The sequence below is a fragment of the Ferdinandcohnia sp. GQ5 genome (assembly GCF_059759275.1).
In genome coordinates this window covers 58177-72755 of the sequence record NZ_JCAXEW010000011.1, presented here as the reverse complement: position 1 = coordinate 72755, position 14579 = coordinate 58177, and the positions used below count along the sequence as shown (strand labels likewise).

Sequence of the window (14579 nt, the reverse complement as noted above, 5' to 3'; positions counted from 1 at the left end):
GACACCTTGACTTCGGACACAACAGTGATGATTTTGCATTCTCTTGTCCGAAGTTACGTCTACTTTGGACACAACTGCGATAATTTTGCCTCCCCTGTCTGAAGTTACCTTGACTTCGGACACACTAACGATGATTTTGCCTTCCCCTGTCCGAAGTTACCTCACCTTCAGACAAGACTGAGATGATTTTGCCTTCCCTTGTCTGAAGTTACCTCTACTTTGAACACAACCGCGATGATTTTGCATTCCCCTGTCCGAAGTTACCTCACCTTCGGACACACTAACGATGATTTTGCCTTCCCCTGTCCGAAGTTACCTCACCTTCAGACAAGACTGAGATGATTTTGCCTTCCCTTGTCTGAAGTTACCTCACCTTCGGACAAGACCGCCGTGATTTTGCCTTCTCCTGTCCGAAGTTACCTCACCTTCGGACAAGACTGCGATGATTTTGCCTTCCCTTGTCCGAAGTTACCTCACCTTCGGACAAGACTGCGATGATTTTGCCTTCCCTTGTCTGAAGTTACCTCACCTTCGGACAAGACCACGATAATTTTGCCTTCACTGTCCGAAGATTTGATGTTGTTTTTGCTCAGTTGCTTTTTTTGACAATGAATATGATTCGTATATGTTTTTATTTTGATAATGGGGCTGTTTGGAACATAAAAAGGAACTCGTCAGTGTTGAAGTGACACTGAACTTTTTTCTCCTTTTTAAGGCTTTCATAGTTCTCTTTTCTTTTTCATTAACGCTAACAATTTTTTGTCTAACTCCTCGTACATCGGGTCATCCTTTGAAAGTAAAGATAATTTGCCGATTGTCGCACTTATCTCATTGTCAAGTAGTAGCTTTTCTTCTTCCTTGTTTTGTATTGTCTTAGGTTCTTGATGATTTTTTTGCTGATATTCTTCTAGTCCTATCTCAACTCTTTTAATGACTTGATTGTCAAAAACAAGTAGTTTCTCACACATTTTTTTAAGAAAATAGTGATCGTGGGATACCGTTAAAATTGTACCTTGAAAGGACTGTAACATTTTTTCTAATGATTCCCGACTTACAAGGTCAAGGTGATTGGTTGGTTCATCTAATATCAGTATATCAACTTCATCCAATAAAAGTTTAACAAGCTTAATTCTCGTTCGTTCACCTAAGCTTAATGTGGAGATGGGCTGTTTGATTTTATCTGCATTAAACCCGATGTTTGCAAATATCGTTCTAGCTTCACTTATCTCGTCTCTGACGGTAATCCCAAGATATTCTAGAATGGTCTTCGTTTCCTCTAAATCTGTCACATCTTGAGATAAATAGCTAATTTTCAAAGAATCACTTTTCCATAACTCCCCACTTGAAATCCGTTCTTCACCCATTATTATGCGAAGCAAGGTCGTCTTCCCACATCCATTTTCACCAAGTATGCCTATTCTTTCCCCAAACTTTACATAAAAGTGGCTATTCTGAAACAGGATTCTTTCTCCAAATTGCATTTCTCCATTTTTCACTTCAACGATTCGTTTTCCTCTCTTTTTATTTTGTTTGAAGTGAAATTGCAGCTCATCCTTTTCGATCGGCTTTTCAATTTTATTCTTTTCAAGCTCTTTTTCAAGCCGTTTCATTTTTGACTTAATTTGTTTATCCATTTTCTTTGCTTTAACCCGATAGAATTCCTTAAAACCTTCTTTTTTCGTCGATTGGCGATGCGCTTTATCCGACCAAGTTTGTAAATTGCTCATTTGGTTTTCTATTTTTTCTTTATGCTTTTGCTGAATGTCGTAGCGATGAAGCTGGCTTTGATACAACCTTTCTTTCTCCTTATAGTAATTCGTATAATTTCCTTGATAAATGAATGAATTGCCTCCTTCAATCTCCAAAATTTGACTAACCGTTTGATCAAGAAAATATCGGTCATGTGAAATAACTAGAATGGCTCCCTGATATGCCTTCATTTCTTCAATCAGCCATTCCACACCTTTAAAATCAAGATGGTTTGTCGGCTCATCAAGTATTAAAAGGTCAGAGGACGATGACCATACCTTTGCAAGGGATAGCTTTGTTTTCTCTCCACCACTTAAATGTACTGCTCTTTCTTGGTCCCAGGTGTGTACCTTCATTAACCCTAGTTGACTCGTTTGTTCCAATATCTCCCCGGAAATAGTCGCTTCTTCGATTTCTTCATATGTTACTTCTGCAGCCTGTTTTACATATCCAATTGAAATAGGGCCAAAAGGCATGTCAATTGACCCTTTATCCATTTCTATCTTCCCAGTTATGATATTTGCTAACGTTGTTTTACCTGAGCCATTATCCCCGACAATCCCAATTCGGTCCCCTTTTTGGACCGTGAATTCAATATTATTTAAAATAATCTTATCTCCGTAACTTTTTTGAATCCCGGTCATCTTTAAAATCGTCATAAAAAAACCTCCCTAGACGGTATCTAGAGAGGACGTATTTTCCCATCACAAATAAACGTACATTTATAATGTACTAATGGACATGGAAATGGGCAGACTAATCCTATTCTCTAGATACACGTTTTTTCTTTAGAGGATGTTCAAAAGTCCGGTGAAAATGACACATCGAATTTCTGCGTTGACTTGCTTCTCCGTTCCTCACGTATTAATTGCATACGCTCCGGTACTCAAAGCTGCGTCGCCTTGAACTTCTTGGTCCTTTTCATCCTGCTTTTGGACTCTCATTCTTTTTGAAAAATCGGTACGAAAATAAGATTAGTTATCCATTGCCCCTTACCCATTCCTTTCGAATTTAGTTAACTTTAGTATATATTTTTTGTTTATTTCCTGTCAATTCCTACTAACAAGATTCCGCCTTTTCCCTAATTGCCATTATTCGCTATAATAGAAGGTATTCACCTTTAATTAGGAAAATATGTACTATTAAAATGAGGAGTTTTTATGGAAAAAGTTGAGGTTTTTATTTTATCTGGTTTTTTAGGAAGTGGTAAAACCACTTTATTACAAAATATTCTTACTCAAGAAAAGCAATTAGGTCGAAAAGTTGCTGTAGTTATGAACGAATTAGGTCAGGTTTCGATTGATTCAAACGCAGTTTCAGATAGCACTCCGCTTAAAGAACTGCTTAATGGATGTGTATGCTGTACGATTCAAGGACAGCTTGAGGTTCATTTGCAAGGACTATTACAGGATTATGACCTAGATGCTATCTACATTGAAACAACGGGTGTTGCACATCCAATTGAAGTATTAGATGCATGTATGTCACCGCTTTTTGCCGATCAATTATTTGTTCAATCAATTGTAACCCTAATTGATGTGATTCGTTGGAGAGAAAGAGATTCCCTAAGTCCTCAATTACAAATGCTATTACGCGAACAGATTCGTCATGCGGATGTGCTTTTACTTAATAAAATCGACCAGTTATCTGAAATGGAACAAGGACAAATGCTCTTTGAAATTCAATCCATCAACAGCGAGGCAAGAAGTTTGCTAACGAAGCATGCATCGGTGAAGCTTGATGATCTCCGTACAATTAAAAAAGCTGAACGAAAACCACATGAGCGAGCACATGTACATCTCGATTTGAAGCTAAAAACATTTGTGCATACATTTTCAAATGCACTTGATCTCGATTTGTTTGAAGAATGGCTCAGAAAGATGCCTGAAACAATATACCGAATTAAGGGCTATTTAAAGTTTACCCATTCGAACAACACATATTTATTTCAATACTCCTATGGAACACCCATTTACTTAAAAGAGTTGATGAATTATAAACCAACTTTGGTATTTATCGGTGAAAAATTAGACCCAACATGGATGAAGGTCGAAATGGAGAAACTACAGGAAGAAAGTTTGAAGATTGAATAGTTTCTTAAGGAAAAATTTAACCCGTTTTAATGTCATTGTGAAGTTGTTCTGAATAATTGTGACCAACTGGCCAAGATTCTGACCTAACTAAAGTTAATTTTCCCCTACCCATATTAAGGAATAATATTGGTCTTGATTCCCAAGCATGTTTATTTTATTACGTGGAAAGTTAATTATGAGTAATCATTTGGTTACTCAAAAAACTTCTGTCGGGAGTGATGTATCATGGCAAGAAACAAACTATTGGTTCCTGGTAGCGAAAATGCTCTAGATCAAATGAAAGAAGAAATCGCCAATGAGTTTGGAGTTCAGCTTGGTGCAGATACGACCGCACGTGCGAACGGCTCTGTTGGAGGCGAGATGACGAAACGCCTTGTTGCAATGGCGCAGCAGCAGCTTTCAAACGGTTCACAACAGTAACAATTCACCTATAAGGGGGTCCATATACTGGGCCTCCTATTTATTACAATTAAAAAACCGTCATTCCCCTAGAAATGAACGGTTTTTTCAACATATAATTCATCTGAAGTCTTCATCACTGTTGGATTTCCCTTTGCCTCAATCGTTCTTACCCCAAGTAAAATCATTCCCACCACTAACAGTGCAAACAGTACTACAATAATACAATTTTTAACTAATGCCATCTTACCCACCCTATCGTTTTTAAACCTTCTATTTTATCCACTTTTTTCCGACATGACCATTCTATTCACGAAAACGATTTTTATTCCTGTTTATTAAAAAATGTGTAAAACATCGTTGTTTTCCTCACTTTCCTCTCAATTTGGACATATGATGAAGAAAGGAGGGAAAAATCATATGGAAAAAATGTCTATATTATTTTTAGCTTGTATTTTAGCAGGTTTTGCCCTTATTAAAGTAACAGAATATGATAACGTATTAACTAGCCTACATTCCGTATTTACTCTAGTTGGGGCAATTACAATTATCGTATTCTCATTTGTTCTAATCTTTAAAGGAATATTAGCCTTATTAGGTAAGTGATAAGCTACTTTGGCTTATCCTTTTTAAAATTTTAGGGGTTTGTACCTTTCACAATTCCATAGGAGCCATATGCTAGTACTACGAAGATGAACGAAGGTGGTGCAAAGCATATGGCTTCTATCTTTTTAGGACCGATTGAAATTAACAGCAATGAGGGTATTATCATCACCGGTAATTCCTTTTATGTCTCCCCTACTTCAACCAGTAAAACAATCGCTGGGTCGGGATCATTTAATACAGGTTTTCATGTGACAAACAATAATCGTGTGAGTACTTCAAATACCCTTGACCCGGATGGCGTCGACTCAAATGTTGTTTCCGGCACATAAAAACCGTCTACCTATTAGGTAAGACGGTTTTTAATGTTATACGTACATGGCTTCTACTTGTTTTTGAAGTTCAGTATTTTCAAGGTATTCATCATATGTCATTTGCTTATCTACAAGACCATTTGGTGTGATTTCGATAATACGGTTTGCAATTGTTTGAACGAACTGATGGTCATGCGATGTAAATAATACAGAACCTTTAAACGCAATTAAACCATTATTTAAAGCTGTAATAGACTCAAGGTCTAGATGGTTTGTTGGGTCATCGAGTACAAGCACGTTTGCACCACTTAGCATCATTTTTGAAAGCATACAACGTACCTTTTCTCCTCCAGATAGCACGCTTGGCTTTTTCAATACTTCTTCCCCTGAGAATAGCATTCTGCCTAAGAATCCTCTTAGGAAACTCTCACTTTGATCATTTGGAGAGAACTGACGAAGCCAGTCCACTAATGTTGGCTCATCTCCATTAAAATATTTCGTGTTGTCTTTAGGGAAATAAGCTTGTGATGTAGTCACACCCCATTTGAATGTACCACTGTCTGCTTCCATTTCACCCATTAAAATCTTGTATAATGTTGTGATTGCAATTTCACTTTTTCCTACAAATGCTATCTTGTCGCCTTTGTTCATAATAAAGTTCACATTATCAAGTACTTTAACACCATCAATTGTCTTTGTAAGACCTTCTACACGTAATAAGTCATTACCGATTTCACGCTCTGGTGTGAATCCGACAAACGGATAACGACGAGAAGATGGTTTGATATCATCAAGTGAAATTTTATCTAAAAGCTTTTTACGGGAAGTTGCTTGTTTAGATTTAGATGCATTTGCACTAAATCGCGCAATAAATGCCTGTAGTTCTTTAATTTTCTCTTCTTTTTTACGGTTTGCATCTTGAGCCATTCTTGAAGCAAGCTGGCTTGATTCATACCAGAAGTCATAGTTTCCAACATAGATTTGGATTTTTCCATAATCGAGGTCAGCCATGTGCGTACATACCTTGTTTAAGAAATGACGGTCATGGGATACAACAATAACAGTATTTTCAAAGTTAATTAAAAATTCTTCAAGCCACTGGATTGCTTTTAAATCCAGGTTGTTAGTAGGTTCGTCTAGTAATAGAACATCTGGCTTACCAAATAAAGCTTGGGCCAATAACACTTTTACTTTCTCAGAACCTGTCAATTCTGCCATTTTCTTCGCATGAAGATCTTCAGGTATTCCTAGTCCTTTTAAAAGGATAGCTGCCTCCGATTCAGCTTCCCAACCATTTAACTCAGCAAATTCCCCTTCAAGCTCAGCAGCTCTCATTCCGTCCTCATCTGAGAAATCAGGCTTCATATAGATTGCGTCTTTTTCTTGCATCACTTCATATAGACGAGCATGTCCCATAATTACAACTTTAAGAACTTCATGTTCTTCATATTCAAAATGGTTTTGTTTTAAGATCGCGAGACGCTCACCTGGTGTCATATGCACGTCACCTGTTTGTGGTTCAATCTCACCTGAAAGAATCTTTAAAAAGGTAGATTTTCCGGCACCATTTGCACCTATTAGTCCATAACAATTTCCCGGTGTAAACTTTATGTTAACATCTTCAAAAAGCTTGCGGTCACCGTAACGCAAACCTACATTTGTAACTGTAATCATGTAGTATAAATCCTCCATTTCATATCATTGCTACTGATTATACCATTTTCATAGAAACAACACTAGTTTTCGGTCCATAGTTTGTTGACATAAGACCCATCCATATTGTGACAAGTTTTTTTCCGAAAAATAGAAATGACCCTTCCCACAGTATTCCTGCAAAAAGAGTCATTAAAACAAACCACGTTTTTCTTTTTTTATTTGTTTACAATCAAATAACATCATTCTTATTAATGGTCTCCTGTTCCTGTTTTTTTGGTGGCAATTCGTTTGGCAGATCTGTTTGTTTTCCTGCGCCAAATCCCTGTATAATTTTTTCACCGCCGTAACCTGCTAAAATCGAAAGGAATATGACTCGAAAAATCGATTCTGTGTCACTTGAAGCTACAATTAATACTGCTGCAATGGTTCCAATAAGCATTTCTTCTAAGAATCCTAGGTAGATGAAGCGTTTTGTTACACGAGGTTTCTCTATTTTCCCCCTTTTTTTAGCATGTCCCAGTAAGCCCATAGAGCCACCAATAAAGATTGCTAGCACGAGATGCAACAACATGTCATCACCCCCTAAAGTCCAGATTGGGTAATGCTTGACCTTAGGCAACAAATGGAAGCTTCCTTATTAACATTATATGCCAATTATGAATAAGAAAGCTTGGGTATATTTTCCGAAAATTACGAATACTTTCATGCTACCAATGTCCCATTTTCATTCTAAAAACTATTTCGACCCCCTAAAGGACTGCATATAACTACCTAGCCACTCTTCCGTTTGTCATAACTTGGATAAAATCAGTTATGAACTTTTCATAATCAATGCGTAATGCAATCCGATCTAATGTTTCAACAGGCTCCTTGTCCGGATTAGCACGAAAATCCGCGACGCTCACTCCTTTTAAAATCCCAGACATTTCGATCCTTACTCTACGTCTTGCATATTGCATAATGGATGGATTTACAATTGCGCTAAGGGCAACAACATCATGTAGTGGTGTCCCTTTAATACCAGGCATGCTTTTCTTATAGAATTCATAATAATAATCAAAAATTGGACGAATCAAATTTCGGTAAGGATTATTTGTTCCCTGCCTTACAATTTGATCAACAATTTCAGAAGTTAAGATAGCTTGGATGGTTACATTAAGAGGATGTATTGCCAAGTTATGTGCACGTTCACAGATAAGATTTGAGGCAATTGGGTCACCATAAAAATTGGCCTCTGCTTCAGCGGTGACATTTCCAGGAACAAAAAAAGCCCCTCCCATTATATAAAACCCCTTAACTTTTTCCATCACCTCACCACCCAGGATGAAGGCAATCGCAAGAGATGTTGATCTTCCTACATCGACAATATAGATTTCGTTTTCATATTTTTCGATTATTTTAAAAATCTCATCAAAGTTTAATAACTCAGCGGTAGGAAGTGTATCAGGTGGTTGAATCGGGCCAAGCCCCTCTTCCCCATGTATTTCAGGGTAATACGCTGTGACCTCTCCTGATAATGGTCCCTTTGCACCTGCTATAATTGGGATATCCGTTTTGCCTGCAAGCGATAATAGATAAGCAACATTTTGAGTAGCTTGTTCTTGTTTTACATTACCATAGCTAGGAACGATTCCAACAATCTCAATCTCTGGATTAAGCAGTCCATACATAATTGCGATCGAATCATCAATTCCTGGATCCCCGAAAAACAGTACCTTTGCTGTCATTAACACCGCTCCCCTTTCAAAAATCATTCATAATATTCACTATATGTTGGGATGTTAAAAAAAACACCCACTTCGCTATGACACGAAATGAGTGTTTTGAAAAGTATTATTTTGCAAATCGATGATTTCCAATGACAGTTGTTACTTCTCTATCCATCATAAATGGATTTGAGCTTTTATCTGGATTAAAGAAAAATAATGACCCTTTTCCTTGTCCGCGGAACGTAATGGCTTCGTCTACTGCACGTTTTGATTCTTCATCAGCTGGCTGGTTGATTGAACCATCAGCTACAGGGCTAAATGCAAATGAACCGCCAGTTGTTTTTTCGTAAATGACTTCTTTAATCGTATTAGGGAATTCAGATGAGTCGACACGGTTTAACACTACAGTAGCCACTGCAACCTTACCTGCATATGGCTCCCCTTTTGCTTCCGCATGTACAAGTTTTGCTAGTAATTCCTTATCTTGAGTCGTCACTACCTCTGGTATTTCAAGCTCTTCACCTGGATAGATCATATCACTTGTTCGGTTATTTGCTTTCTTAAGATCTAAAACTGATACTCCATACTTCATGCCAAGATTCCAAAATGTATCACCTGTTTTTACAGTATGAGTTGCTGCCGATGCACTCACACCTGATGCTAATAGGGTAAATGTTAATGCTGTTGCAAATCCAATCTTTTTAAGGTTTTTCATGTTTTTTCCTCCTAGTAATCGTCGTTTTTTGCTCTACTAGAAGGTTAACAGCTGTAATATTTCGTTTCATTGCCCAAAAAGTGGTAGAATACTTGAGCCTTACAGACACTTTGCCTCAAAATATGAGTGGAAAAAATATCCTCGCTAAATATACCACCTATATATTGGTTAGGATGGAAAAATACAGATTGAATTTTACAAACATCTCAGTCATGTTATTAACATAAATAACATTTTACTGTTATTTCATTATCATCTTAATCAGCTTCAAACCATGTTTGGTTGTTGAGTAGCGCAAAGGAAGGTCAAACTTTGTCGTTTGCTTCATGATCCCTTTTTCATGAGAAAATACATCAAAGCTTCCTTTCCCATGGTAGGCACCAATTCCACTATCACCTACACCGCCAAATGGTAAATGGGGTGAAGTAAAATGGTAAACTGTATCATTCACACAACCACCACCGAAAGAGATGGATTCTAGCACTTTATTTTGCACTCGTTCCACTTCTGAAAAAATATATAACGCAAGGGGTTTTGGGCGTTTATTAATCTCATCAATGGTTTGTAGGATATCATCGTATCCCATTACAGGCAAAATTGGACCAAAAATTTCATCTTCCATGATCGGGTGTTCCCATGTAACATCAGTTAAAACTGTAGGCTCAATCAAAAGCTTATCAACATCAGCATCTCCACCATAGAAAATAACCCCACTATTATGGATAAAGGAAGTGAGTCGATCAAAATGGCGCGCACTTACAATTTTCGTAAACTTACTTTCTTTACTTAAGGCATTCCCATACAATTCCTGAATAGCCTCTGTTAACAGATTCAGAAATTCTGCTTTCACTTCATTATGAACATACAGATAGTCTGGTGCGACACAAGTTTGTCCAGCATTTGTATACTTCCCCCATGCAATTCGCTTTGCCGCATATCGAAGATTCGCATCTTTGTGGACAATACAAGGACTTTTCCCTCCAAGTTCAAGGGTAACAGGTGTTAAATGTTTAGCTGCAGCCTCCATAATCACTTTTCCAACGGCCACACTACCTGTAAAAAAGATATAATCTGTCTTTGCCTCTAAAAGGGCCGTGCTTGTCTCAACACCGCCTTCAACAATTGCTATGTAATCCTCTTGAAAATGTTCACGAATCAGTTTTGTTAGTAATTCAGACGTTTTTGGGGTTAGCTCAGAAGGTTTTAAAATCGCACAATTTCCTGCTGCTATTGCCCCAATTAATGGTGCAAATGCAAGCTGAAATGGATAATTCCAAGGGGATATGATTAAGACCACCCCATATGGTTCTGGATAAATATAATTTTTACTTCCAAAACCTGATAAGCTTGTTTTTACCTTTCTTGGTTTCGCCCATTTTTCAAGATGCTTCATCGTAAACCTAAGCTCTTCTAACACAAAGCCAATTTCGGTTGCATATGATTCAAACTCGGATTTGTTTAAATCTTTATGTAATGCGTCCATAATTTCCTTTTGATTTGTTTTTATAATGTTTCGAGTCTTTTTAAGAGCTTCCATTCGATAAGCAACTTCTTTTGTTTTCCCTGTAGAAAAAAATTCGCGCTGCTTTTTTATTAATGCACCATAGCTTTCCACTACATCTCCCCCATTTCAACAGGATTTCCAACTATTTATAAATAGTACATACTATTTTTTAACAAAAAACAAGATAATACTACTTGTAGAGTAGAAAAAAGGTAAGCCATCTTTTTTTTGGCTTACCCTTGATATAGTATTAGATACTTGCAATTTTTTCTTTTACTTGTATATGACCGGATTTTTCAACCTTCGTAGCTAAATATTTTTTATTGTATTCAGAAACATCTCCCCAAAGTGGGACATGAGTATCTGATAATAGTCCGTATTCTTGTAATGCAGCTAGTTTTTTCGGATTGTTCGTGATTAAGGTAACTGGCTTCGAACGTAACTCAGTAAGCACGCGAATGGCATCTTCATAGTTGCGACTATCATCGTTAAAGCCTAATGCAAGGTTTGCTTCAACTGTGTCTAACCCTTCTTGCTGGAGAATATACGCTAAGGATTTTGAAAATAAGCCAATCCCTCTTCCCTCGTGATTAGCTAAGTAAAAGAGAGCCCCAGATCCATTTGAGACAATCATTCTCATGGATTCCCGTAATTGGAAACCACAATCACAACGCTTGCTTCCAAATATATCACCAGTATGGCAAATACTATGCATTCTAATTAGCGCATCATGTTCTGAGTCAAAATCACCATATACAAGAACAGATGATTGCTGCATTTCTGCTAAATTAGTTGTAGGGAGAGCATCTAGTACTTCCTCTTTACTCATTCCACTCTCCATTTTTAGCCATGTATACCATTTAAAAGTTACCACTTGATCATCTAATTGAACGGGTAATGTTACAGGTCCAACTAAGCAAATATCCTGTTCCCCTTGTTTATGGATCATGCTCATTTTATTTAATAGAAGGTCTTTCACCTTTTCTGAAACCATAAGAATTCTCCCTTTCTAATGTTACCACTTGTAAAATTTATTCTACTCTATGTTTTGAAAGTATAGAATTATTAAAAAGGGAGGTCAAGAAATATACACTTTATATCCTTATAGAATAGTCCCTCATTTAGTAAGTTTTACAGTTTGTCAGCATGATATCCAAGCTTTTTCAATAGCACCATCATTTCTTCTTTTTCAGAATCAGACAGCACCCCAACAATTTCTTCAATAGCCTGTTCATGCTTTGGAAATATCGTATCCATAAATTGTTTACCTTCCTCTGTGATGGACGCCCATGTTACACGTCGATCCTTTGGACATGGTTTTCTTGAAATATAATTCTTTTTTTCTAATTTATCCACAACATATGTTATACTTCCGCTCGATAATAAGACCTTCTTACCAATATGTTGAATTGGTTGGTCCCCTTTATGATAGAGAAGTTCTAACACAGCAAACTCAGTTAGATTTAATCCGTATCCTTTTACATCCTCTTCTACCCGCTCATTTACAGATCGAAATGCTCTAGATAGTATGACAAAAAATTTCAAGGAGAGGTTAGGAACATTTACTGCTTCATTCGCTTCCATACGATCCACCCTTTTTCATTATCTCGAATTCAAGATAATTTTACTAAATTTTTATGTTCTCTGTCAAGTTGGGTTCTGTGACTTTTTTCCCATTAGCTCCTTGCAGCTTCCGTATATCTATACATGACATCCCCACCGTGATGGGCAATTCCTCTAAAATGCTTAAAATCTTCCCGCTTAACCAACGTATTTCGGAACTCCAAAAATTGATCCTTCTTCACAAGGTATTCATTTAACTCTCCATCCCGGAGCTTATTTAAAATTTCATTTACAAATTCTTCATTCATATGTATACACCTCTTTTTAGATTATAATTGTTCAAAAAATAAGAAACAAGGCTAATACCCATTTATACCTCTATCTTACACACTATACATACTTAGGCATAAGATATGGGGGAAATGTCTAGTAGGCATTATGTCGAAATATAAAATTAAAAAGCTCTCTCAAAAAATTGAGATTATGTTTGCTGGCTTTTAACTGTTTGAATACAATAACGAGGTGGTTTTTTATGAAAAATTATCAAAACCCGTTTGGTTTTAATCCGAATATGAGTAACCAACAAGGCTTGGGATATGCGCCTGCGCAAGGAGCTAGCTTCGGACAAGAAGGAATACCTATGGGAATGAATATTCCACAAATGGGATACCCAGGAACTGGCTTCCAACAAGAGGTTCAAGGTAGCTATCCTTCACCCACCCACCAACACATGATGGGCGATGATTGTGGATGTGGTGCTGGTCCAAACGAAGGCGAAGTTGTAATGCCCGCAGCATTTAATTCGTATGGTCCTGGAATGGCGCCAAATATGATGATGCCTCACGGACCTCATGGCCCTGGCTGCACTTGTGGACAACAACAAGGTCCAATGGGCGGACCTGGAATGATGGGCGGTTTTGATCCTCAAGGATCCAGTGTGGGGCCGATGAGCGGTTTTGGTCCTCAAGGACCTGGTGTTGGACCCATGAGCGGTTTTGGTCCTCAAGGTCCTGGTGTTGGACCCATGAGCGGTTTTGGTCCTCAAGGTCCTGGGATGGCACCTGGTGAGATGGGTGGATTCGGACCTGGGGGACCGGGTAATCCTGGGATGATGTCTCCTCAAGGCCCTGGAATGGCACCAAATCTGATGATGCCTCATGGACCTCATGGCCCTGGCTGCACCTGCGGACAGCAGCAGGGCCCGATGGGTGGCCCTGGAATGATGGGCGGTTTTGGTAGATAGATTTACATTATTGGTGTCTCCTGTGAGGCACCTTTTCATATCATTTATGCCAAAACCCATTCATGAAACTTTTCAAACTGAGCATGTGCATCCTTAAGCCCAAGCTCGTAAAGGTTCGTTAATTTAACAGGATCCCTTTCAATCCTTCCCACCTCAAGTGGCTCTGACGGGCTAAATACAAAAACCCTACCCGCTTTTTCTTCTTTCTCTAAGTAAGCAATCGTCTCATTATAAAGCTGATACCGTTTTTCAATTGCTTTAACCAAATTAGGATATTGTTTATAAGAACGCCTCACAACCCATGTCAAATTTGATTTCTTTTTCAAATAACCGCGATTGCGAGTCAAAATGACGACATTTTTCTGATTTCCATCCTGTTGAGCTTTTATCAATGGAATGGGATCCGTAATGCCTCCATCCAGTAATTTCTTACCATTAAATTCAATGATTGGCGCAACAAACGGCAAAGAACTGGATGCCCGAATGACCTTTAACATGTCATTCCCATAATCCTCTCTGTGAAAATAAATAGGTTTGCCTGTTTCACAATCGGTTGTACCCACGACGAATTCTTCTTTTGCTTGATAAAAAGATTCATAGTCAAAAGGGACATGCTTATTAGGAATTTCATCAAAAATAAAATCCATTCCAAACAGCTGCTTATGCTTCACAAAATTCCTGAATGATAAGTAGTTTGGGTGATTCACAAAGTCTATATTAACCGTACGATTTCTTCCCATTTGTCTTGATAGATAGGAAGCTGCCATACACGCCCCAGCAGATACGCCGACGACATATGGGAAATAGATGTTTTGTTCCATAAAATATTCAAGGATGCCTGCGGTATAAACACCACGCATGCCTCCACCTTCTAAGACCAATCCTGTATCGTTCATTATTCTCGCTCCCTTTAGACAGGCATATTAAATAATATAAAAAAAAATTTATAGATTGTCACATTTTTTACATAAATTTTAAATAAAATATTATGAAAACGCTTTACTATTTTACAAAAGTAAGGCAAAATATAA

At 37.7% G+C, this 14579-nt stretch carries 16 protein-coding genes; 5 read left to right on the top strand and 11 right to left on the bottom strand.

What is annotated here, in order from left to right; genetic code table 11:
- Positions 1 to 719 precede the first annotated feature (719 nt).
- A complete protein-coding gene (gene abc-f, locus AC6CHV_RS14640; RefSeq protein WP_498079099.1) occupies positions 720 to 2408 on the bottom strand; it encodes a ribosomal protection-like ABC-F family protein in 1689 nt (562 codons plus the stop codon).
- A 501-nt stretch (positions 2409 to 2909) separates the two neighbouring features.
- On the opposite strand from abc-f, the gene AC6CHV_RS14635 reads away from it, so the two are divergent.
- Both AC6CHV_RS14635 and AC6CHV_RS14630 read left to right on the top strand, forming a co-directional pair.
- Complete coding sequence (locus AC6CHV_RS14635) at positions 2910 to 3842, top strand: CobW family GTP-binding protein (RefSeq protein ID WP_341332210.1); 933 nt, start codon at positions 2910 to 2912, stop codon at positions 3840 to 3842.
- A gap of 225 nt (positions 3843 to 4067) precedes the next feature.
- Complete coding sequence (locus tag AC6CHV_RS14630; RefSeq protein ID WP_121445252.1) at positions 4068 to 4262, top strand: small, acid-soluble spore protein, alpha/beta type; 195 nt, start codon at positions 4068 to 4070, stop codon at positions 4260 to 4262.
- Between the two features lie 68 nt (positions 4263 to 4330).
- Here the strand turns inward: AC6CHV_RS14630 and AC6CHV_RS14625 are convergent, their stop codons facing one another.
- Positions 4331 to 4486 carry a hypothetical protein gene (locus AC6CHV_RS14625; RefSeq protein ID WP_165918085.1) on the bottom strand — a complete coding sequence of 52 codons (156 nt, stop codon included), beginning with the start codon at positions 4484 to 4486 and terminating at the stop codon, positions 4331 to 4333.
- A 175-nt stretch (positions 4487 to 4661) separates the two neighbouring features.
- Here AC6CHV_RS14625 and AC6CHV_RS14620 point away from each other — a divergent pair, with 175 nt between their 5' ends.
- Both AC6CHV_RS14620 and AC6CHV_RS14615 read left to right on the top strand, forming a co-directional pair.
- Positions 4662 to 4847: a hypothetical protein gene (locus AC6CHV_RS14620; RefSeq protein WP_341332211.1), complete on the top strand. Its 186-nt coding sequence runs from the start codon at positions 4662 to 4664 to the stop codon at positions 4845 to 4847.
- A gap of 110 nt (positions 4848 to 4957) precedes the next feature.
- Complete coding sequence (locus AC6CHV_RS14615) at positions 4958 to 5176, top strand: spore germination protein (protein ID WP_440272688.1); 219 nt, start codon at positions 4958 to 4960, stop codon at positions 5174 to 5176.
- A gap of 36 nt (positions 5177 to 5212) precedes the next feature.
- Here the strand turns inward: AC6CHV_RS14615 and AC6CHV_RS14610 are convergent, their stop codons facing one another.
- From AC6CHV_RS14610 to ykzS, 8 genes are all read right to left on the bottom strand, one after another.
- Positions 5213 to 6832 (bottom strand): ABC-F family ATP-binding cassette domain-containing protein, encoded by a 1620-nt coding sequence (locus AC6CHV_RS14610; protein WP_341332212.1) that lies wholly within the window; start codon positions 6830 to 6832, stop codon positions 5213 to 5215.
- Between the two features lie 211 nt (positions 6833 to 7043).
- Positions 7044 to 7385 (bottom strand): DUF4257 domain-containing protein, encoded by a 342-nt coding sequence (locus tag AC6CHV_RS14605; protein ID WP_121445256.1) that lies wholly within the window; start codon positions 7383 to 7385, stop codon positions 7044 to 7046.
- A 196-nt stretch (positions 7386 to 7581) separates the two neighbouring features.
- Positions 7582 to 8541, bottom strand: coding sequence for a nucleoside hydrolase (locus AC6CHV_RS14600; RefSeq protein WP_341332213.1), 960 nt, complete (start codon positions 8539 to 8541; stop codon positions 7582 to 7584).
- 106 nt (positions 8542 to 8647) lie between these two features.
- Complete coding sequence (locus AC6CHV_RS14595; protein WP_341332214.1) at positions 8648 to 9238, bottom strand: cell wall hydrolase; 591 nt, start codon at positions 9236 to 9238, stop codon at positions 8648 to 8650.
- A 241-nt stretch (positions 9239 to 9479) separates the two neighbouring features.
- The gene (locus tag AC6CHV_RS14590) at positions 9480 to 10853 is read right to left on the bottom strand and encodes an aldehyde dehydrogenase (RefSeq protein ID WP_440272687.1); all 1374 of its coding nucleotides are present in this window, start codon (positions 10851 to 10853) and stop codon (positions 9480 to 9482) included.
- Between the two features lie 139 nt (positions 10854 to 10992).
- Positions 10993 to 11736, bottom strand: a complete 744-nt coding sequence (locus tag AC6CHV_RS14585) for a GTP cyclohydrolase II (protein ID WP_440272686.1) — start codon at positions 11734 to 11736, stop codon at positions 10993 to 10995.
- 137 nt (positions 11737 to 11873) lie between these two features.
- On the bottom strand, positions 11874 to 12326 hold the full coding sequence (locus AC6CHV_RS14580; RefSeq protein WP_099364562.1) for a MarR family winged helix-turn-helix transcriptional regulator: 453 nt from the start codon (positions 12324 to 12326) through the stop codon (positions 11874 to 11876).
- Positions 12327 to 12418: 92 nt separating this feature from the next.
- Complete coding sequence (gene ykzS / locus AC6CHV_RS14575) at positions 12419 to 12613, bottom strand: protein YkzS (RefSeq protein ID WP_341332216.1); 195 nt, start codon at positions 12611 to 12613, stop codon at positions 12419 to 12421.
- A 224-nt stretch (positions 12614 to 12837) separates the two neighbouring features.
- On the opposite strand from ykzS, the gene AC6CHV_RS14570 reads away from it, so the two are divergent.
- Positions 12838 to 13548: a hypothetical protein gene (locus tag AC6CHV_RS14570; protein ID WP_341332217.1), complete on the top strand. Its 711-nt coding sequence runs from the start codon at positions 12838 to 12840 to the stop codon at positions 13546 to 13548.
- Between the two features lie 44 nt (positions 13549 to 13592).
- On the opposite strand, the gene AC6CHV_RS14565 is transcribed toward AC6CHV_RS14570, so the two are convergent.
- Positions 13593 to 14447 carry a patatin-like phospholipase family protein gene (locus tag AC6CHV_RS14565; protein WP_341333556.1) on the bottom strand — a complete coding sequence of 285 codons (855 nt, stop codon included), beginning with the start codon at positions 14445 to 14447 and terminating at the stop codon, positions 13593 to 13595.
- Between the last annotated feature and the right edge of the window lie 132 nt (positions 14448 to 14579).

What these genes read in the sequence shown, in the direction of transcription:
- abc-f (WP_498079099.1), bottom strand. Translation starts at nt 2,408, where the DNA reads ATGACGATTTTAAAGATGACCGGGATTCAAAAAAGTTACGGAGATAAG.
- AC6CHV_RS14635 (WP_341332210.1), top strand. Translation starts at nt 2,910, where the DNA reads ATGGAAAAAGTTGAGGTTTTTATTTTATCTGGTTTTTTAGGAAGTGGT.
- AC6CHV_RS14630 (WP_121445252.1), top strand. Translation starts at nt 4,068, where the DNA reads ATGGCAAGAAACAAACTATTGGTTCCTGGTAGCGAAAATGCTCTAGAT.
- AC6CHV_RS14625 (WP_165918085.1), bottom strand. Translation starts at nt 4,486, where the DNA reads ATGGCATTAGTTAAAAATTGTATTATTGTAGTACTGTTTGCACTGTTA.
- AC6CHV_RS14620 (WP_341332211.1), top strand. Translation starts at nt 4,662, where the DNA reads ATGGAAAAAATGTCTATATTATTTTTAGCTTGTATTTTAGCAGGTTTT.
- AC6CHV_RS14615 (WP_440272688.1), top strand. Translation starts at nt 4,958, where the DNA reads ATGGCTTCTATCTTTTTAGGACCGATTGAAATTAACAGCAATGAGGGT.
- AC6CHV_RS14610 (WP_341332212.1), bottom strand. Translation starts at nt 6,832, where the DNA reads ATGATTACAGTTACAAATGTAGGTTTGCGTTACGGTGACCGCAAGCTT.
- AC6CHV_RS14605 (WP_121445256.1), bottom strand. Translation starts at nt 7,385, where the DNA reads ATGTTGTTGCATCTCGTGCTAGCAATCTTTATTGGTGGCTCTATGGGC.
- AC6CHV_RS14600 (WP_341332213.1), bottom strand. Translation starts at nt 8,541, where the DNA reads ATGACAGCAAAGGTACTGTTTTTCGGGGATCCAGGAATTGATGATTCG.
- AC6CHV_RS14595 (WP_341332214.1), bottom strand. Translation starts at nt 9,238, where the DNA reads ATGAAAAACCTTAAAAAGATTGGATTTGCAACAGCATTAACATTTACC.
- AC6CHV_RS14585 (WP_440272686.1), bottom strand. Translation starts at nt 11,736, where the DNA reads ATGGTTTCAGAAAAGGTGAAAGACCTTCTATTAAATAAAATGAGCATG.
- AC6CHV_RS14580 (WP_099364562.1), bottom strand. Translation starts at nt 12,326, where the DNA reads ATGGAAGCGAATGAAGCAGTAAATGTTCCTAACCTCTCCTTGAAATTT.
- ykzS (WP_341332216.1), bottom strand. Translation starts at nt 12,613, where the DNA reads ATGAATGAAGAATTTGTAAATGAAATTTTAAATAAGCTCCGGGATGGA.
- AC6CHV_RS14570 (WP_341332217.1), top strand. Translation starts at nt 12,838, where the DNA reads ATGAAAAATTATCAAAACCCGTTTGGTTTTAATCCGAATATGAGTAAC.